Raw genomic sequence first — 20,989 nt, forward strand, 5'->3', positions numbered from 1 at the left:
AGAATATAATAATGACAACTGATAGAATACCTATGACTCCAGCTGGAGAACAAGCCCTAAGAACAGAGTTAGATAAACTTAAAAAGGTTGAAAGACCTGCTATTATTGAGGCTATTGCAGAAGCTCGTGATCACGGTGATTTAAAAGAAAATGCTGAGTATCATGCTGCTAGGGAAAAGCAAGGTATTATCGAAGGTAGAATCAAAGATATTGAAGCAAAACTATCAAATGCCCAAGTAATTGATGTAACTAAAATTAATGCAAATGGTATGGTAATCTTTGGGGCAACAGTTACTGTTATGAATGTTAAAACAGAAGAAGAAACTACTTACCAGATCGTAGGAGAAGATGAAGCAGATATCGATAATCATAAAATATCTGTAGTTGCGCCTTTGGCTCGTGCTTTAATCAAAAAAGAAGAGGGCGATGAGATTGTTCTTGATACTCCAAAAGGTAAAGTAACTTACGAAATCGTAGAAGTAGAATATAAGTAATCTATAAAAATCTAACGGATATCTCTTTATTAAGTTCTTTATGAAAAAAATCATTATTCAGGGTGCAAAAACCCATAATCTAAAAAATATTGATGTTGAAATACCTCGAGACAAGTTAACTGTTATTACAGGACTTAGTGGTTCAGGTAAATCATCATTAGCTTTTGATACTCTATATGCAGAGGGTCAAAGAAGATATGTTGAGTCTCTATCATCTTATGCTAGACAATTTCTATCAATGATGGATAAACCGGAAGTCGAGCATATTGAAGGGCTTTCACCAGCTATTTCTATTGATCAAAAAACAACTTCACATAATCCTCGTTCAACAGTTGGAACTGTAACAGAGATCTATGATTATTTGAGAGTGTTTTTTGCTAGAGCTGGAACGCCAAAATGTCCTACTCATCAAATAGAGTTAAAAGCACAAACTGTTAGTCAAATGGTTGATAAGATTCTGGAGTTTGATGATAGTTCTAGATTAATGATATTAGCTCCAATTATTTCTGAGAAAAAAGGGACACATCATACACTTTTAGATAAGATACTAGCTCAAGGCTATATTCGTGTGCGAATAAATGGAGAGTTTTATAACCTTGATGAAGATTATCCTGAATTGGATCGATACAAAAAACATAATATTGATGTTGTTGTTGATAGGTTTAAACCTAAAAAAGAAAATGAGCAACGTATAGCAGAGTCAATTGAAACTGCTTTAGATCTTGGTAATGGTATTGTTAAGCTAACAAATATGGGTGATGATAATGTTGAAGATATGTTGTTTTCCTCAAAGCACGCTTGCCCTTTATGTAGCTTTGCTCTTAAAGAATTATCGCCAAGAATATTCTCTTTCAATAGTCCATTAGGTGCTTGTTCAAGTTGTGATGGTTTGGGAGTGAAAGAATTTTTTGATGAGAAAAAAGTTATTGTTGACTCATCATTATCATTGAAAAGAGGAGCTATTGTTAAGTGGAACAAAGCAAATCAATACTATTATTCACAGCTTGAATCGTTGGCAAAACATTATAAGTTTTCTTTAGAAAAGCCATTTGAAGAATTACCACAAAGAATACAAGATACAATTTTATATGGATCAGGAAGTGAAGTCATTGAAATGACAGTCGACTCTATTAGGGGTGGTAGACAAGTTCGTAAAAAAACTTTTGAAGGTGTGATTCCTCATTTCGAAAGAAGGTATTATGAATCTGACTCAGATATGGTCAAAAAAGACTTATATGAGTTAATGAGTAATCTTAAGTGTAAATCTTGTAATGGAGCTAGAGTTAATGAATATGCACGTAACATCTTTATAGCAGATAAAAATATCGCTGATGTTTGTGCATTATCTATAGAAGATTTAATTGCATGGCTTAATGGACTTGAATTTGTTGGTCAGCAACAGGTTATAGCAGAAAACTTACTTAAAGAGATTAAACTGAGAGTGCAGTTTTTGGTAAATGTAGGCTTAGAATATTTAAATTTAGCTCGACAGGCTGATACTTTATCTGGTGGCGAGGCTCAAAGAATTAGGTTAGCTAGTCAAATTGGTGCTGGGCTTGTTGGAGTTATGTATATTTTAGATGAGCCATCAATAGGATTGCATCAAAGAGATAATCAAAGATTACTAGATGCCTTACATAATCTTAAAAACCTAGGTAATACAGTGATAGTGGTTGAGCATGATGAAGATGCTATGCGACAAGCAGACCATATTATAGATATGGGTCCCATGGCTGGAGTTCATGGTGGTGAAGTTGTTGCTTCTGGCAAATACGATACTATTATCAAAAATAAAAAATCTCTTACGGCAGACTATCTAAGTGGACGTAAAAAGATTGAAGTCCCTCAAACTAGGTTAAAAGCTAGTAAGAATAGATATATAGAAATAAAAGGAGCATCTGGAAATAATCTTCAAGGTGATGATTTGAAAATCCCTATGGGAGTGCTAACCTGTGTTACAGGTGTTTCAGGATCTGGTAAATCTACACTTATAAATAGAACATTATACCCATTAGCATCTAGATTGTTAAATAGAAGTACACTAGTGCCAATGGAATATAACTCGCATAAAGGGTTTAATCACCTTGATAAAGTTATTGATATAGATCAATCTCCAATTGGTCGTACACCTAGATCAAACCCTGCGACTTATACTGGAGTATTTACACCTATTCGTGAGCTATTTGCGGCAACAGCAGAAGCAAGATCTAGAGGTTATACAGCTGGTAGATTTAGCTTTAATGTCCGTGGAGGACGTTGTGAAGCTTGTCAGGGCGATGGTGTTATTAAAGTAGAAATGCACTTTTTGGCAGATGTATATGTTGCTTGTGATGTTTGTGGTGGTAAGCGTTATAATCGTGAAACTTTAGCTGTGCAGTATAAGGGTAAAAATATTTACGAAGTGTTAGACATGACAGTCGAAGAAGCTGTAGAATTTTATGATGCTGTACCAAGCATTAAGAGTAAACTAGAAGCTCTTATGAATGTTGGACTCTCTTATATTAAGTTAGGACAAAGCGCTACAACACTTTCTGGCGGAGAAGCTCAGCGAGTTAAATTAGCAAAAGAATTATCCAAACGATCAACAGGTAAAACTTTATATATACTTGATGAGCCAACTACAGGTTTGCATTTCTACGATATTCATCAATTACTAAAAGTGATTATGGATCTGCGTGACAGAGGCAATACTGTAGTGATTATTGAGCATAATTTAGATGTTATAAAAATGGCTGACTGGATTATTGATCTTGGTCCAGAAGGTGGCAATAAAGGTGGTCAGATAATATTTGAAGGAACTCCGGAAGATATTGTTAAATGTAAAAAATCTTATACTGGTAAGTATTTAAAGAGCTTACTTTAAGATGTTGGAACTTCACTTAAATTATTAGGTTTACATATAACTACGTAAACTAAGATAGCTAATAAACCTAAGAAGTAAATAACTTGAATCCATGCAAATGCAGATGAAGATATTATAGAATCAAAGCTTATATTTTTAATTCCTGATAGAGTTGCTAAAACTACACTTGCCCAAGATATTGCAAAGGCATTTGTAAGTTGAATTATTGAACTATTAACTATTGTTGCTGGACTCATGTGATCATCATTTTCAATAGAATTATAGATTCCGGCATTACATATAATTGTAAACAGTCCAAAGCAAACACCAATTACTATAAGTAGAGCAGAAAATGCAAAAAAGTTAAAATGAATAAAAACTATTCCTAAGCCTAAATATGTAATAGCCATTACGCTAAGGATCATTACAAAAAAATTATAAAAATGTAAGTTTATTAAAACTTTTCTCACTATTTTTTTAACATACCAAGCAGGCATTATAAAAAACATTAATGCTAATCCAGATTCAAAAGCTGAAAAATTTTGCTTTGTTTGTAAATATAGAGGAATAAGAAAAGACATCCCCATTATAAGCAGGCGAGTAGTAGAGCTTATGATAGTAAGGTATTTAAAACAGTTATTTTTAAAAATATTTAGGTTAATGACAGCATCATCACCTAATCGTATTGCATGACGTAGATATAATATAAAAAGAACTATTGCTATAATAAGCATTAGCCATTTTATGTTGGGAAGTATACTTGTATCGATCATAAGGTCTATAAAAAACATCAGTAAAGCAATTGATGATCCAAGGATTAAGAATCCTTTAAGGTCAAATTTTCTAATTTTTGTTGTTGAAATATTGGGTAAATAGATACTTATCAATACTATACAAGTCAATACAATGGGGAAATTAATAAAAAATATCATTCTCCAGCCAATATAAGTAGTCATTGCACCACCGAATAAGGGGCCAATAACAGGGCCTAGTGTAGCAATAACTGCTACTATTGACATCGCCGTTAATCGATCATTTTTAAATATTCTAACCATTGCTAAACGAGCAACTGGTGCTGTGAATGCTCCAAAAGCACCTTGGAAAGCTCTAAATATAACCAAGCTAATAATATTTGTTGATAATCCACAAGCTACAGAAGAAATTATAAATCCTATCAAAGATATGATAAGAAGTTTTTTGCAACCTATTTTATCTGAGATCCAACCTGATGCAGGGATAAATAATCCTAGAGCAAGTAGGTAAACAGTTACAGCTACTTTAAGAGTGATAGCATTTACTTGAAAATCGTTTGCAATTTGTGGAAGAGCTGTATTTAGAGCTGAACCATCAATTAGCTCAATCAGAAAAACTATACCAATTGTATAGGCAATTATTTTATTTTTATCCATTGTTATAACAAACCATTTTAATTTTTTTGATAAAAGATCAGATTAAACTAAGAATCAAAAGCATCTGTATTGCTTAATACTGTAAGAGTATTATACAATTATTTAGTAAAACGACTAGCTAATAGGTAATTTTTTTACTATAGTATATTAGTTAAAAATCCAAGATTTAAATTTTATAAAAAAGAAAGGATAAATATAAATATATGGCACAAAATAATGACAATAAAAATAATATGGTGAAAAATATTATTTTTTGGGTTTTGATCATTGGTGGGATGCTACTGCTTTTCAATGGTATTAATGACACAAATAGAGCGTCAAAAAGTATTAATTATTCAACATTTGTTTCTAAGTTAAAGGATAATCAAATTAGTTCTGTAGATGTTGATGGTAGAACAATTACGGGTAAAACTAGTGAAGGTACTAGCTTTGTAACTTATGCTCCGTTACTAGATGGTAGTCTGGTTAGTAAGCTTGAGGATAGTAAGGCAACAGTTGAGGCAAAAGCTCCAGAAAAACCAAATCTATTCTTGGCATTTTTACTTAACTGGTTACCAATGCTACTTATCTTTGGTTTCTTTATCTATATGATGGTGAAAGCTGGCGGTGGTAGCAAAGGAGGGCCTTTCTCTGTTGGTAAAAGTAAGGCTAAGCTACTAGGCGAAGATGAGATTAAGGTTACACTAGATGATGTTGCAGGTGTTGATGAAGCAAAAGAAGAAGTTGCTGAAATTGTTGATTTCTTACGTGAGCCTAAAAAGTACGAAAAAATTGGTGGTAAGATCCCTAAAGGTGTCTTAATGGTAGGTCCTCCTGGTACTGGTAAAACTCTACTTGCAAGAGCAATTGCAGGTGAAGCGAAGGTGCCATTTTTCTCAATTTCTGGTTCAGATTTCGTTGAGATGTTTGTTGGTGTTGGTGCTTCTCGTGTACGTGATATGTTTGAGCAAGCAAAGAAGAAAGCACCATGTTTAGTGTTTATCGATGAGATAGATGCTGTAGGTCGTCATCGTGGCTCAGGCATGGGTGGCGGTAATGATGAGCGTGAGCAAACCCTAAACCAAATGCTAGTTGAAATGGATGGTTTTGCAGATAATGAAGGTGTAATTGTTATTGCTGCAACAAACAGACCAGATGTTCTAGATAAAGCTTTACTAAGACCAGGTAGATTTGATAGACAAGTAAATGTTAGCCTACCAACTGTAAAAGGGCGTGAAGCTATTGTTAAAGTTCACATGAAAAAAGTTGCTCTTGGTGATGATGTTAGAGCTGACTGGATTGCTCGTGGTACTCCTGGATTCTCAGGTGCAGAGCTTGCAAATCTTGTCAATGAAGCAGCATTGTTTGCAGCTAGAGAATCAAAAGATAAAGTTACAATGGCTGACTTTGAAAAGGCTAAAGATAAGATCTTAATGGGTTCTGAAAGAAGAACTATGGCTATGACTGAGAAAGAGAAGAAACTTACTGCTTATCATGAAGCTGGTCATGCTATTATTGGTAGATTGATGCCTGAGCATGATCCTGTTTATAAAGTAAGTATTATTCCTAGAGGTAGAGCTCTTGGTGTGACTATGTATATGCCAGAGGGTGATACTGTTAGCCAAAGTAGGCTTGTGCTTCATGGTCGTTTATGTAGTATCTTTGGTGGTAGATTGGCTGAGGAACTTATATTCGGTTATGATCATGTAACTACTGGAGCATCTAATGATATACAAGTGGCTACAGATATTGCTCGTAATTATGTAGCTCGCTGGGGCTTATCTGATTCTATGGGTACAATTCTGTATGATGTAGAAGATGATGGTCCATTTGGTGGATCTGGTGGAAAAACTGTTAAGATTTCAGATTCTACAATTCGTGAGGTAGATTCAGAAGTTCGCAAACTAATAGATGCCAGTTATGCTAAAGCTAAAAAACTTCTTGAAGATAATGTAGATATATTACATGCTATGGCAGAAGCTCTAATGAAGTATGAAACTATAGATGCTATGCAGGTAGATGATCTTATGGCAAGACGTGAAGTGCGTGAACCGGGTGATTATGGTGATAGTTATAAGCCAAAAGAAGATCAAGGTAAAATAGTTGCTCCTGTTGTTGATGAGGAAAAACAAGATAAACCTGTTCAAGATAGTACTCAAGAAGAATCATCAAAAGATAATGATTCTGATAATTCGAAATCATAATTTTTCTAAAGTAAGCTAATCTTATTAGATTTAGCAATATATCTCACATTCATTTTATAAGCCAATAAAATTGATAAGTATAATTAAGTATTAAATATATCTTACTTCTTATAAAAGTAGCTTTGAGATATAGGTTACTATCATAGGCATGATATTTAGAAAAATGATTCAAAATAATCTTAAAAGTAAGAAATACCAAACTATTTCTTGATTATGCAAAGTTAATAAACTATATTTTAATAGTATTTTTCAATTTAATTAAATTTAATGGAGAGGTTTGTGAAAAAGAAAATTTTAACGTCAGTATTATTAGTAAGTCTAGTTGGATCAGCATTTGCAACTAAGCCAATTATGCACTTACAGAAGTTGCGGGAACAGAATAAGAATTTAGAGGCTGGAAATAATTTTATTAGTCCTGGTAGTGGCTACTCAAGTGATGCTCAAACACTAGGGCAGCAGATATGTTTTGCATTTACAGATACTGATAAGTCTGCAGGTGAGGCTGTTTTTGATTTAGATAGTGTTTATTCTTTTAAAGAAATTGAGAATAAATTTGCAGCGGGAGCTAGTGCGAGTGCTGGTATAGGAGCGTTTGGTGGCGGGTTTGCGATAGATTATCTTAAAGCTATGAAAGACACTGATCTTAGTTATTCACTAAACTATTTTAATTATGCAACAAATAAAGTGCGTGTAAATTTAGATTTATCTGAAGGAGGGTTAACTCCAATAGGAGATACTCTATATAATAATGTTTTCGATAAGTTTGGTGTTTCGTGTGGTAATGAAATAATTACAGCATATCAAACAGGTGCAATGTTACTGTTTGGAATAAATCTTAAGTTCCATAATCATTCAGACCTAGAGACGTTTAAAGCTAAAGCCCATGCTAGCTTTGGTAATATATTTAATGCTTCAGGATATATAGAAAAAATTGCTAGAGAAAATAATATAGATGGTAAAGTTTCCATTAGTGCATACCAAATTGGAGGTAAACCTGAAAGATTAGCTGAAATTCTAAGTAAAGATCCAGATAAAGGTGGTTATTATGCTCTAACTTGCTCAATGCAAAATATGGATCGTTGTATTAAAGCTGCTGAAGGTGTTCTTGATTATGCAGGTTCTAAAGAAACTCATGCAACAGACGGTTTTTCTAAGCAATACGACTTATCAAAAGATGAAAATTTAGAGCCATTTGGTATAGCATTTGCTGACACTATGGATATCGAGCTAATAGGTCTAGATGAGCCAGACACTCTTGTGACTCCTCAAGTTAAAGAAGCTAGGAAAAAACTAGAAAATGATCTTAAGGAAAATGAATATTATAAAGAGCATTTAGGTGCAATCATAAATGGTTATCCAGTAAAACTAGATGATCAATACAAAGAAAAACTTGAGGATCTATACACTAAGGCTGATGATAATGTAAATACGCTAACTAATCCTGTGAGTGGAGGTATTCAATGCTTTACTAAACCATATAAATGTATTTCTGTTGCTCAAGATTTAGAAAGTAAATTAAAGCCAATTACTGATGAAGAGATTACAGATTCACTAGAATCAATTAAATATAATATTAAATCTAATTCTAATAGATGGTTGCCGGGACTATTTGTTCCAAATGGACTTCGTGGTTCTAATATTGTTAATTATGAGTATATACAAGATACTTCGTTAGGGTTTCCTAATGCTTGGCGCTATACGTATCCTAAGATTCATATATCGGGTGATACTCTTAGCTTCGATGCTATGGGGAATCCTATGGATGATAAAGGTAGGTGGCAAAATAATGACAAAACTACTTTTAAAGGAACTTTAATATCTAATAATACCTATAAAGGACCATTTAAGTGGAGAACTATAGGAGATACTATAAATGTACAAACATTGATTAACCCATACTACTTCACACCATATAATTCAGATATGGATAAAAATTCAGATAAGTAAATTATGGGATATTCTATAGTTTGACTATAGAATCTAATTTGATAGATTACAAAAATCTAATAAATCATTTATTCTTTTTCCTCTTTTTGCCAACTTTTTAATTTTGTGATTTCTTATACTCAATTATCTGAACAATAATTGCAATTAATGAAAATAAAAGGATTTGCCAAGAGATATAAGTAAGGTTGCAAATTAAATGATTTCCACGAGAACATTGTAAATAATAATATCGCTAATTTTATGAAAATAAAAATATCGTTTGCAATAAGTATAATTTTTTCATAGCCTAACCCCATATTTTAGACATGACATAAGCGATTCCTTTCATACCTAAACCGACTCCTATAGCTATTGGATGGGGGATAAAACTTATTACGGTTCCAGTTGCTGAAAAAACCTTATTCTTTATTAACATAATTTCTAATCCTTACAAGTATCATAATTACTGATAATAATAATAATAATAATGCTAGCAATTGAGATATTGATACCTGGTAATATCCATCTACTACTAAATCAAATAAATACCTTGGCATTTCATAAAATTTCAAACCTACAAAGTTACTAAATGAGTAAATAGAATATATTGAATATATAAAACTTATAATGACAGATATAAAATATTTTCTAATAGAAAAATATATATTTATAAGTAAAACTAAAAGAATAAGTATTGGTATAAGATCAAAGTATATAAGATCGTTTAAAAATATAAGTTTATATATAAATACATATACAAAACTAAATAAAAGGAAAACTAGACATAAAGACTGAAATAGAAATATTTTTTTCATAAAACTTTATCCTTCTGGAATTAATCTTGACCCTATCTTTAAACCTAATCCTACGCCTCTCGCTAAAGGATGAGGAATCATAGCGACTACAGTACCTGTTGTTGATATTACAAATTTCAAATTTGTTGCTATACCTTCCAAGAAATTATTACTAGTTTTTTCAGCTTCTTGATTATTCTTCATGAAAGTCAAGCTAATATCTATAGTCAAAGAACTTGAAGAAATAAATCTTTTATCTATAGCAATATCATCGTTATTTTTTGTGATACTACCTGTTATAGTATAATTCTTACCATCAAAAAAGAATATTTCTGGTTTAAATGTGTAATTCCCAAATTTCCATCCTATAGAGATTTGTTTATTCTTAATATCTAATGATGTAATCACGTCTACAATAGCAGCATTATCATGATTTTGATCTTTAGGAGCTTTACCATAGTCGTTATGTATCCATTTTTGGATCTCTTCTGATACAGAGTTTTCTATAGATACTTTCTTTTGCTCTAAAGTTACATTTGATATAGGGCTTTCTGTATCTGTAACTGTCATATCTCCAGATAGTGACATAGTACCAAAGTATCTATAACCATTTGATACACTTGCTACTGTAGCCTTTGGTGTATTTATCTCTGCCTTAGTACTTGGATAACCTAGCTTAACATCCTTATCCGTTAGCTGCCTTATCTGAGCTTGAGAAGTCTTCTTAAGTTGTCCTTCATCAAAATTCTCTGGTAATCTCGCATAAGCATAAATTAGTTTATCTAAGGTACAATTTTGTATAGAACTACCAACTATAAAATCTGTACCTGTACAATTAGCTTGTGCTAAATCACAATCTGCAAACCTACAATTTGAAAATAGTCCTGTAGCAAAGTTATCTCCAATTCCATTAACTCCTGTGAAATCAGTGTCGTGCATTTCCACCTTGCTAAAGTCATTGCTTAATGTTTGCGAGTTTTGTAACTCACTATCTTTCCATTCACTATCACCAAAGTTACATTGTTGGATATTCTCATTATACAAAGTAGTTTTGTATATACTATTACCATTAGCAAAGCCAACCTTTAACCAAGCATTGTTTGTGAAATCACTATTCTGTATTTGAGTACCAAAGAATGTCGTTTTAAGAAGTGAACTATCTACAAGTGTAACTGAGTCAATTAGAACTCCACTAAACTGACTTTTATTAAATTCACTTTTTGAAAATTTCGTATTTAGTATCGTGTTTTTAAACCATAGTTCAGTATTAAAGATACATTCATTAAATGTACAATCATATAGATCAGAGGTATGAAATTGTGTACTAAAGAAACTACATTTATCAAATGTGCAATTCTTAAACTCTACTTTTTTAATATCTGTTTTACCAAATTCAGCATTTGTAAAAGTACAGTTCTCAAACTCTAAATGTCCTATACCAGCAGAAGCAAAATTGTTATTTACAAATTTACAATTTTTATATTTACCACCATGCAGTTTAGCTCGATTAAACTTAGCATTTGTAAAGTCTGTACCTTCTTTAAAAGTATTAGCTACTATAGCACTTCCTTGAGCATCTAAACCTGTAAAGTCAGTATCACTATGCTCTATAGAGTCTACTGATCGATCTTGCCAGTTTTTATTTAGATTTTTAATTTCATCATGGATTAGATCATAGGCTGGTTTAGTCCAAATCTTAGTATAAGGCAAAGAATTTATACTATGTAAAACAACTGGTTCATCAAGCCATCTCTCAACTTCATCTACATCTTGAGGCACGCCTACCCATTCAGGTTCAGGTCCATACTCACCTTCATGGTCTATCTCTTGAACAGTCGGAGTATTAGCTACATAGTCATCTAATGGCCGTTTTTTCTTTTTCTTATCATCTGACACGACAAGTACCTAGTTAATAACATAAAACAAAAGTATATAAGTTAAAATTTATCTAACTATATCCAAAATTGCAAAGGTTTAGTATTAGGTTTTACCTAAAAAACAAATCCAGAGATTTTACCAAATCACTATCTTGCTTTCTCCACTCTAGAACTATATTAAAATATAATATTCCCATAGCATCTTTAAGTTTACTACTATTGTTACCATTTTTTCTAAGGTAAAAATGAGCAATTGCTAACGCTGGATTTAGATGTTTGTAATAAACAAATCTTTTAGTTTGATTATTAATAGTTTCTTTATAAAGCAAAGCAGTTTTAACCGCTTTTATCTCATTAATTACACTATCTACATCTTTGATATCAGCATATTCAAATATATTATCTAACTCGATAAACAAACTATTTTGTTTATCTTCTTTGATAATATAAGTATCGACTGATAAAGCATAGTTAGGATCATCTATCGAACAACTAGCATAACTAGTTGATAGGTTGATTTGCTTATATAACATAAGTTATACCTCTTGTTGTTTTTACCAAAATAATCGGGTGGTTGGTAACTAGCAACAAGCCTAGTAGTGAGTATTTACCATAGAGGCTATTGTATTTCTCACTCCACCCGATCAAACAACGAGGCTTAATCAAGGTGTCATGGGAAAACAAAAGGACAGCTATAGATACAGCTATCCCTATTCTTTCCATGGATACACTTTTAGTTGTATCACACTACTTGTTGTTGGGTTACCACACCCGTACAATCAAAGAATATGCTTTTTAATGAGGTTTGTAAAGTTTGGATAGTTAAATTAGTTTGAGAATTTAACAGCTAGAAAAATAATATTTATACCTAAATTATGCTAATATAGCTTTCAAGAGATTTATAATATAAAAGGAAATAATATGGCACTACCTACTCCTCATATAGAAACAGAAAGTAAAGAACAATTTGCTAAGACAGTAATCATGCCTGGCGATCCTTTGAGAGCTAAGTTTATTGCTGAAAATTATTTAGAAAATATTGAAAGAGTTAATGCTGTAAGAAATATGTTTGCTTACACAGGAACTTATAATGGTAAAAAAGTAAGTGTCATGGGCTCCGGTATGGGTATGCCAAGTATGGGTATATATGCTTATGAACTTTTTAATGACTATGATGTTGAAAATATTATCAGAGTTGGTTCAGCAGGCTCATATACAGCAGACTTAGCAGTTTATGATGTAGTACTTGTTGAAGATACTTATGGTGAGTCTGATTATGTTGAGATAGTTACTGGTGAAAAAACTCGTACTATTAAACCAAGTTCAAAGCTTAATGAAGAGCTTGTTGAGTCTGCAAAAAGACAGCAGATTGAACTGAAAAAAGCTAAAGCCCATTGTACTGATGTTTTTTATAGAAAGAATTTTGATGATTGGAAAACTATAAGTAAAGAACATGGTTGTGATCTTGTAGAGATGGAAACAGCGGCATTGTTTGCTACAGCTAAGCTTTTAGGTAAAAATGCCTCAGCAGTTGTAACTATATCTGATTGTTTTGTTACAGGTGAGTCAACTACATCTCAGCAACGTGAGCAGTCTTTTACAAACATGATGGAAGTTGCTCTAGGAACTTTGGTAGAAAATTAATAATATTCTAAAATACTTTTCTTTGTCTAAATTTATATATAAAAGTTATTCCTAACCAAATTATAATTATTCCAATAAGTGTTATTGAAACTTGTGAGAAAAGATCAAAAAATAATCTTGCTTGCTCATGTAAATCTTTAACTTTTGAGATATCTTGAGTAGCTGCAAGTTGTGCTAATCTAGAAGAGCTAAGCTCAGCAATGCTACTTGTATAAAGTGTATATAGTGCCGCCATAAATCCAGCATATTTAGCACCACCAGCTTTTGTGATATTTGATAGTGCTACAGGGTTAATAAATATTTCAGCGACACCAAGTATCGCTATAGCAATACCTGCCCAAACTATAGAGCTCTTTCCAGTTGTTGTTGCTAGATAAGCTGCAAATGCAAGAGTAGTAAAAGATATAAATTGAAGCGTGAAACCAAATGTAAATCTAATCATTTGTTTATATCCTTTTGCAGGATTGTTTTTTTGCCATTGCATAGATATTAGGGTACCTAATACTATAATTGCTATAGGATTTACACATATTAGTACAGAGGCAGGGATATTTATACCAAATAAGTGTGAGTCGATATTTCTATCTAAAAACACCTCTATAGCTGTAAATATCATGTCATCAAATATCCAAAACAATATAGCAAAAATCATAAATAGAACAGCAAATAGAAGCTTTGATCGATATTGCGTGTTTTTGAAAATTAAGCCGATAAAAGCAAGAGTGGCAAATACAGTAACAATTCCAACAACATATGTTTCATAATCGTTTTGGATTGTATATACACATCCTACTATAACAAGGAAGCTTGCTAGAGCAATAAATAGATTTTTAAATAATCTAAGAGTGTAGTTGCTATTTGTGGGAGTAATGTTTGGTATATGTTTGCTTCCATATAGAAATATGAGTATTCCAATAAACATGCCTATACCTGCTATTGAGAAACCATATTCCCAACCTAAATAATACGCGGCATAGCCACAAGCAATAGGAGCCAAAGCTCCGCCCATATTTCCACCGATATATAGAATCACAAAACCACTATCTCGTTTAGGATGATCTTCAGGATAGATTTGGTTTACCAAACAGGCAATATTACTCTCAAAATAACCAAAACCACATATTATAAATGCAAGTGCAATATAGAACATATCTTGAGCATCATAGCCTAAAATTAGATGTCCACATGTCATTAAGCCTGCACCAAGTATTAAAGCATTACGAAATCCAATCAGCTTATCAGCAATTATACCTCCAAGTAGCGGTGCTAAATAAGCAAGGGCAGTAAAGGCGCCATATATCGCGTATGAGCGATGGTCAGTAAATTTTAGTTGATTAACAAGATATAAAACAAAAATAGCTCTCATTCCATAAAAACTGAAATATTCCCAAAAATATAATGCACTTGTATACCAAATACCTTTTGGATGTTTATTGGTTAGTTCCATAGTTATTCCTTACAGATCTCTTTTTTTATTTCGTTTAGCGCTTGTTTTGCTAATTTAGTATCACTAACTTTTTGAGGTTTTTTAGTTTGAGTTTTATAGTCGATTATAATTTCTATCTTTTCTAGTTTAGAAAAAAGCCTGCTTTGTCTTAGTTTGCTGACAAATTGACTTTGTAGCTCTTTGAATTTTGTTTTTAATATCTCTTTATCGCTTTGTACTATAATTTTTTTTGGCGAATAGAATACTACGTGAGTATCACATAAGTATGGTAAATTGAATTTTTGTAATTCTTTATTAGCAACTTCAATAGTAGTACTTAGATGAGATGCTTTGCTAATTAATTCCTTATAAGCATAAGTTGAGTTAGTTATTTTTTTTCTAGTGCGATGATTATTTATACTAGATGCTTTTTCTGGATGGATTTTTATACTCATTATAGGTAAATACTTTCAGCATTATTTAATTGAGAATAAAATATTTCAACAGCCTTGTCTATAGCAGATATTCTCCCTTGTTTAGAACATGCCTTAATTGTATATGACTTTGGTGATAGCTCTCCCGAGATATTGTCTGTTGCTTGAAGTTCAACTTTCGTATCAATACAGTATTTATCATCCTTATTTAAATTATTATAGTCTTTTAATTTCAGGGTTATATAGATGTTTGCATAGTCTTTTTGCATAGTTAAACTGTAATTATTAATCTTTAGATACTTTTCTAGAGAATCGTAAAAGAAGCCACTATTTTGTTTATCAATAAATATTTGTATAGTGCGTTTAAGATTTAAAAGTTTATTATCAATATTATTAAGAGCTTGCATTTGTTGTTCTATATCTATTTCAGGGGATAATATAACTAAAGTTCTAAGACTACTTTTAATAATTTTTAGATTATTATTTACTTTTTGACTGATATTGAATCTATCTAGTGAGCTTTTATTTTCTGCATTTATAAGTAATTGTTGTGCCTGCCTTGTATTGTTTAATATAAGCTTTTGTAGGTCATGGATGGTTTGATCTTTGTTTATTTGCAGTTCTATATAATACGTATCCCCAGGGATTTGTTGATTTACTACAGTATAGTTAGGAATATTTACTTCTGCTGTTTGAGTTGTAACTTGTTGAATTAATTTTTGAGAAATATTGTCATTACTTGAAATATTTTGAAAGCTTGTTGTAGTTGATACTGTTACTTGAAGTCTTTGTACCATATCACTTAAAGCACTTTTTGTTGCTTGGCCTAAATTATCTCCAGAACCAAAACCATATAGAGTGTTTTCAGAGTTTGATTGGTTTGAAGAAAACCATGCTGGTGTACTATGCATAATTTCTTTGTCTGATACTTTCTTAACTTCTGGAGTGAAATTTGGATTATATTCATGAGTCGTTGAGCAGCTAGATATGGCTATACCACACAATATAAACAACAATGTTTTGCAATAGAAAAATCTCATTTCTGTGAGTTTAGTCATAATTATTATAATTAATACTCTATCTTAATTTAAATTTCTTACAAACTCTATATAATGTATGTTCAGAGTATTATATTTGTATAAATTTTTATAAAAAAATTGGTTAAGTAAGCATGTTAGGTTTAGTACAAAAAATTATTGGTAGTCGTAACGAGAGATTTATAAAAAAAGTTTCAAAAACTGTCCAAAAAATTAATTCAATAGAATCTCAGTTTGAAAGTTTGTCAGATGAGCAGTTAAAAGCAAAAACTACTGAGTTTAAAGAAAGGTTAGCAAAAGGTGAGAATCTAGATAGTCTTTTGCCCGAGGCTTTTGCAACGGTTAGAGAGGCTGCTAGGCGTACAAAGAATATGCGTCATTATGATGTTCAGCTTATTGGTGGTATAGTGCTTCATCAAGGTAAGGTTGCCGAGATGAGAACTGGTGAAGGTAAGACTTTAGTAGCAACGCTGCCTGCTTATCTAAATGCACTAAGTGGAGATGGTGTTCATGTAATTACTGTTAATGATTATCTTGCTAAACGTGATGCTGAGCTTATGGGAGAGATCTATGAGTTTTTAGGTTTGACCGTAGGTGTGATTGTTGCAGATCTAAATCCTGAACAGCGTAAAGAAGCTTATGGATGTGATATCACTTATGGTACAAATAATGAGTTTGGTTTTGATTATCTAAGAGATAATATGGCTTACGAATTAGAAAACCAAGTTCAAAGAAGCCGTAACTTTGTAATTATTGATGAAGTTGACTCAATTTTAATCGATGAAGCTAGAACTCCATTAATCATCTCTGGAGCATCTGATGATAGCTCTGAAATGTATAATCTTTTCAACAGACTAATTCCTTTCTTAGAAAAACAGGATAAAGAAGAAGTTGAAGATGAAGCAGAACAGAAAGATTTTTACTTAGAAGAGAAGTCTAAAAATGCTTATCTAACAGAGAAGGGCTATGCAAAGATTGAGAATATGCTTAAGAAAGAGGGTGTTCTTGAGGAAGATGATAATCTTTATAGTCCGCATAACATCATGAAAATGCATTATTTAAATGCTTGTTTAAGAGCAAACTCTTTATATCAATTGAATGTTGATTATATTGTTAGAGATCAAGAAGTTGTAATTATTGATGAAAGTACTGGTAGAGCAATGCCGGGGCGTAGATGGTCAGATGGTCTTCACCAAGCTATAGAAGCTAAAGAAGGTGTTAAGATAAATGCTGAAAATCAGACTATGGCATCTATTACATTCCAAAATTTCTTTAAACTATATAATAAAATTGCTGGTATGACAGGTACTGCAGATACGGAAGCCTTTGAGCTTCACTCTATCTATGATTTAGAAGTTATTATTATTCCAACAAATAAACCTCTTATCAGAAAAGATCACCATGATGAAATTTATGGTAGCGTTAGAGAGAAATTTGATGCGATAGTTGATGATATCAAAGAAAGAATATCAAAAGGTCAGCCTATATTGGTTGGTACAGCATCTATTGAAGCATCAGAAATTTTATCTACTTTGATGAAGAAGAAAAAAATCAAACACAATGTCCTAAATGCGAAGCAGCATGAGAAAGAAGCTGGGATTATTGCAATGGCGGGTTATCCTGGTAATGTGACAATCGCAACAAACATGGCAGGTCGTGGTACAGATATTATCCTTGGTGGTAACTGGGAAGTTGAAGTTGCTGGGCTAGAAGATCCAACAGATGAACAAATAGCAGAAATTAAAGCTGCTTGGCAAGAACGCAACGAAGCTGTTAAGCAGGCTGGTGGTTTGTGTATTATTGGTTCAGAAAGACATGATTCACGTAGAATTGATAACCAGCTTAGAGGGCGTGCTGCTCGTCAAGGTGATCCAGGTGAAAGTAAATTCTACTTATCAATGGATGATAACCTTCTTAGAATATTTGCATCTCAAGGTATGGCTGAAAGAGTTAAAAAAGGTCTAAAAGGTGGTGAATCATTAGCATTTGGCTTTATGTCAAAGGTTATTTCTAAAGCTCAAGGTAAAGTAGAGGCTTATCATTTTGATATCCGTAAGAACCTACTTGAGTATGATAATGTAGTAAATACTCAGCGTAAAGTTATTTATGAGCAAAGACAAGATTTCTTAACTGCTGAAGATGTAAGTGAGATATTGGCAGATATTCGTATAGATGTTGCAGAAAACTTATTTCATGATTATGTCCCATCAGGCTCTATGCATGAACTATGGGATCTTGAGGGTCTTGAAAAAGCACTTAAATCTGACTTTATGATAGAAGTTGATTTACAAAAGCTGTATGAAGAGAATGATAATTTAGGTGAGGAAGATCTTAAGAAATTAGTTCGAGAAGCAATAGAAATAGAATTTGCGGAAAAGACTAAAAATTTGGAACCTGGAGCAGTTAAACAGTTTGAGAAATTCTCATTACTACAAACTTTAGATAGTCATTGGCGTGAGCATTTGAGTTCTATTGATCATCTACGTAATAGTATTAATTTGCGTGGTTATGCTCAAAAAGATCCTAAAAATGAGTATAAAAAAGAAGCTTTTGAGCTATTCTCTAGTATGCTTGATAACTTTAAATATGAAGTTATATCTTCGCTTGCTAAGATAAGAATAGCAACAGAAGAAGAAACTCAAAGAGCTCAAGAAGAGTGGAAAGAGTCAATGAGCGATATCAAAGCTGAACATGAAAGTGTAATTGATAACAATCAAACTCAAGAAGAGCAGGAACAAGATGAAGCACCAAAGGTTCAACAAGTAAAACGTGAAGGACCAAAGGTTAAAAGAAATGATCCTTGTCCATGCGGTTCAGGTAAAAAGTATAAACAATGCCATGGTAAGGTTGAATAAGTTTCTGTAACCCAGATGATTTCTAAAAATCGTTGTTTTGGCAATAAACCTAATCAAAGGCTCTATGCTGACTATCATGATAATGAATGGGGTATTCCTAAATATAATGATAGAGAGCTTTTTGAACTTTTGATATTAGAAGGCGCTCAAGCAGGATTAAACTGGGAAACTATTCTAAAAAAGCGTCAAGGCTATCGGGATGCTTTTTATAATTTTGATCCAGCTAAAATAGCTGATATGACAGATTCTGAGCTTGAGACTCTTCGCTCTAATCCAAATATTATCCGTAATAAATTAAAAATCTACGCTACTAGGAAGAATGCTCAAGCATTTCTACAAATTCAAAAGAAATTTGGTAGTTTTAGTGATTATCTATGGGCATTTGTAGATAATAAACCTATTAAAAATCATTGGGAATCTCATAAGGAAGTTCCAACCTCAACCTCTATTAGTGAGAAAATATCAAAAGATCTCAAAAAAAGAGGCATGAGTTTTGTAGGTCCAACTATAATCTATGCTTATATGCAAGCAGCTGGCTTAGTTAATGATCATCTGGTTAATTGTTGGTGTTACACTATAAACAAGTAGAAGATACTTATAGCCATATACAAAACTATTTATTTCATTTTGGTTAATATTACATATAATTAATAGATGTTACTTCAAAAAAAGTAAGTATGAACGAAAGTATCTATAAAAAAATTAGTTGGCGGATTTTACCTTTTTTAGTTGTATGCTTTACTCTTGCATATATAGATAGAGTCAATGTATCTTTTGCTAAGATTCAGATGGTGTCTGAGCTTGGATTTTCTGAAACTGTATATGGTTTAGGAGCAGGGATATTTTTTATAGGTTATTTTATCTTCGAAGTACCGAGTAACTATTTGCTAGTCAAAATTGGAGCTAGCAGATGGCTAGGTTTCTTAATGGTAGTGTGGGGTACTCTGTCCTCTTTGACAATGTTTATCGACTCTGCGCAACAATTTTATTTACTTAGATTTTTATTAGGTTTAGCAGAGGCTGGATTTGTTCCTGGGGTTATTTATTATTTGTCTGAGTGGTATCCTTCATATAGGCGGGCAAAAGTTACAGCTATATTTTTAAGCTCGATAGCTCTTTCAGGAATCGTTGGGGGACCTATCTCTGGGTTTATTATGAATATCTTTGATCAATATCATTATGGTGGTTGGAGAATGTTATTCTTAATTGAGGGGATTCCTACAATTATTTTGGGTTTTTTAGCACCAAAAATTTTAAGCTCAATTGATAAAGCAAAATGGATAAGCCAAACAGAAAGAGAATACTTGCGCAAACAATTAGAAAATGATCGTGCAAATCAAGAATCACCTAAAAAAATAGCTATTTTTATGGACATGCGTGTTTGGTGGTTATCGGCAATATACTTTTGTGGCATTACAGGACTATATACGGTCTGTTTTTACTTGCCAGCTTTAATTAATAATGTAGGTGTGAAAAATATTTTTGCAATAGGTGTTATATCTGCAATACCATATATATCTGCTATAGTAGCAATGATAGCTATTAGTGCAAGTTCTGATTATTTTAAAGAAAGAAAGTATCATTTTATAGCTGTAAACATTATTGCAGTAATAGGGTTTTTAGGTATCGCAGTTTTTGATAATAACATTTATTTAGCATTGATATTTATGTCATTAGCAACAGCAGGGATTTTAACGTTAGTTTCTTTATTTTGGAGTCTACCAGCTACCTTGATGAGCGGTATGGCAGCGGCTATTGCAATAGCTATAATTAATTCTGTAGGTAACTTATCAGGATTTGTTACACCATATTTGATTGGCTATATTATAGATACTACTAAATCGATTTCTCCTGCTCTTTATGTTATTTCTATAGTGGTCTTATTTGGTTCAGTCTTGCTTTATAGATTTTCTAAAAAGGTAGATAATATCTAATCTTAAGCTTGAGCTTTTAATTAATTTTGTTATAATATGGTGTCTAGTTTTATGACTAGGTAAATTGTAATAATAACAAAAAGTCAGAAGTCTATGACTTTATAGACAGTTCTGAGGATTTAAAATCTAATAAA

15 protein-coding genes are annotated in these 20,989 nt (G+C 32.3%); 8 read left to right on the forward strand and 7 right to left on the reverse strand.

The window, feature by feature from the left end:
• Nucleotides 1-11 precede the first annotated feature (11 nt).
• A complete protein-coding gene (gene greA, locus QI37_RS09175) occupies nucleotides 12-494 on the forward strand; it encodes a transcription elongation factor GreA (RefSeq protein ID WP_040010499.1) in 483 nt (160 codons plus the stop codon).
• A 40-nt stretch (nucleotides 495-534) separates the two neighbouring features.
• Entirely contained in the window at nucleotides 535-3,357 is a 2,823-nt protein-coding gene (gene uvrA, locus QI37_RS09180) for an excinuclease ABC subunit UvrA (RefSeq protein ID WP_040010500.1), read from the forward strand.
• Here the strand turns inward: uvrA and QI37_RS09185 are convergent.
• Nucleotides 3,354-4,745, reverse strand: a complete 1,392-nt coding sequence (locus tag QI37_RS09185; RefSeq protein WP_040010501.1) for an MFS transporter — start codon at nucleotides 4,743-4,745, stop codon at nucleotides 3,354-3,356. The two genes, uvrA and QI37_RS09185, sit on opposite strands and share 4 nt — an antisense overlap.
• Nucleotides 4,746-4,948: 203 nt before the next feature.
• Here QI37_RS09185 and ftsH point away from each other — a divergent pair, with 203 nt between their 5' ends.
• Both ftsH and QI37_RS09195 read left to right on the forward strand, forming a co-directional pair.
• Complete coding sequence (gene ftsH / locus QI37_RS09190; protein ID WP_040010502.1) at nucleotides 4,949-6,928, forward strand: ATP-dependent zinc metalloprotease FtsH; 1,980 nt, start codon at nucleotides 4,949-4,951, stop codon at nucleotides 6,926-6,928.
• A 279-nt stretch (nucleotides 6,929-7,207) separates the two neighbouring features.
• Complete coding sequence (locus QI37_RS09195) at nucleotides 7,208-8,875, forward strand: hypothetical protein (RefSeq protein ID WP_040010503.1); 1,668 nt, start codon at nucleotides 7,208-7,210, stop codon at nucleotides 8,873-8,875.
• A gap of 286 nt (nucleotides 8,876-9,161) precedes the next feature.
• Here the strand turns inward: QI37_RS09195 and QI37_RS10445 are convergent, their stop codons facing one another.
• From QI37_RS10445 to QI37_RS09210, 3 genes are all read right to left on the reverse strand, one after another.
• On the reverse strand, nucleotides 9,162-9,290 hold the full coding sequence (locus QI37_RS10445; protein WP_268746169.1) for a hypothetical protein: 129 nt from the start codon (nucleotides 9,288-9,290) through the stop codon (nucleotides 9,162-9,164).
• Between the two features lie 385 nt (nucleotides 9,291-9,675).
• Complete coding sequence (locus QI37_RS09205) at nucleotides 9,676-11,544, reverse strand: pentapeptide repeat-containing protein (protein WP_040010505.1); 1,869 nt, start codon at nucleotides 11,542-11,544, stop codon at nucleotides 9,676-9,678.
• Nucleotides 11,545-11,635: 91 nt separating this feature from the next.
• The gene (locus QI37_RS09210; RefSeq protein ID WP_040010506.1) at nucleotides 11,636-12,058 is read right to left on the reverse strand and encodes a hypothetical protein; all 423 of its coding nucleotides are present in this window, start codon (nucleotides 12,056-12,058) and stop codon (nucleotides 11,636-11,638) included.
• Nucleotides 12,059-12,446: 388 nt separating this feature from the next.
• On the opposite strand from QI37_RS09210, the gene deoD reads away from it, so the two are divergent.
• The gene (deoD, locus tag QI37_RS09215; RefSeq protein ID WP_040010507.1) at nucleotides 12,447-13,169 is read left to right on the forward strand and encodes a purine-nucleoside phosphorylase; all 723 of its coding nucleotides are present in this window, start codon (nucleotides 12,447-12,449) and stop codon (nucleotides 13,167-13,169) included.
• A 7-nt stretch (nucleotides 13,170-13,176) separates the two neighbouring features.
• Here the strand turns inward: deoD and QI37_RS09220 are convergent, their stop codons facing one another.
• The 3 genes from QI37_RS09220 to QI37_RS09230 are packed head-to-tail and all read right to left on the reverse strand — an operon-like array spanning nucleotide 13,177 to nucleotide 16,087.
• Nucleotides 13,177-14,616, reverse strand: a complete 1,440-nt coding sequence (locus QI37_RS09220) for a peptide MFS transporter (RefSeq protein ID WP_052399181.1) — start codon at nucleotides 14,614-14,616, stop codon at nucleotides 13,177-13,179.
• A 2-nt stretch (nucleotides 14,617-14,618) separates the two neighbouring features.
• Nucleotides 14,619-15,050: a hypothetical protein gene (locus QI37_RS09225; protein WP_040010508.1), complete on the reverse strand. Its 432-nt coding sequence runs from the start codon at nucleotides 15,048-15,050 to the stop codon at nucleotides 14,619-14,621.
• Nucleotides 15,050-16,087, reverse strand: a complete 1,038-nt coding sequence (locus QI37_RS09230; protein WP_268746171.1) for an LPP20 family lipoprotein — start codon at nucleotides 16,085-16,087, stop codon at nucleotides 15,050-15,052. The genes QI37_RS09225 and QI37_RS09230 overlap by 1 nt, the downstream gene beginning before the upstream one ends.
• Nucleotides 16,088-16,200: 113 nt before the next feature.
• On the opposite strand from QI37_RS09230, the gene secA reads away from it, so the two are divergent.
• The 3 genes from secA to QI37_RS09245 all read left to right on the forward strand — a co-directional run bounded on the left by secA (nucleotide 16,201) and on the right by QI37_RS09245 (nucleotide 20,855).
• Nucleotides 16,201-18,921 carry a preprotein translocase subunit SecA gene (gene secA, locus QI37_RS09235; RefSeq protein ID WP_040010509.1) on the forward strand — a complete coding sequence of 907 codons (2,721 nt, stop codon included), beginning with the start codon at nucleotides 16,201-16,203 and terminating at the stop codon, nucleotides 18,919-18,921.
• A gap of 15 nt (nucleotides 18,922-18,936) precedes the next feature.
• Nucleotides 18,937-19,509, forward strand: coding sequence for a DNA-3-methyladenine glycosylase I (locus tag QI37_RS09240; RefSeq protein ID WP_040010510.1), 573 nt, complete (start codon nucleotides 18,937-18,939; stop codon nucleotides 19,507-19,509).
• Nucleotides 19,510-19,598: 89 nt separating this feature from the next.
• Nucleotides 19,599-20,855, forward strand: a complete 1,257-nt coding sequence (locus QI37_RS09245; RefSeq protein WP_052399182.1) for an MFS transporter — start codon at nucleotides 19,599-19,601, stop codon at nucleotides 20,853-20,855.
• Nucleotides 20,856-20,989: the final 134 nt, after the last annotated feature.

The organism is Candidatus Francisella endociliophora, from assembly GCF_000764555.1.
In the GTDB taxonomy this organism is placed as follows: domain Bacteria; phylum Pseudomonadota; class Gammaproteobacteria; order Francisellales; family Francisellaceae; genus Francisella; species Francisella endociliophora.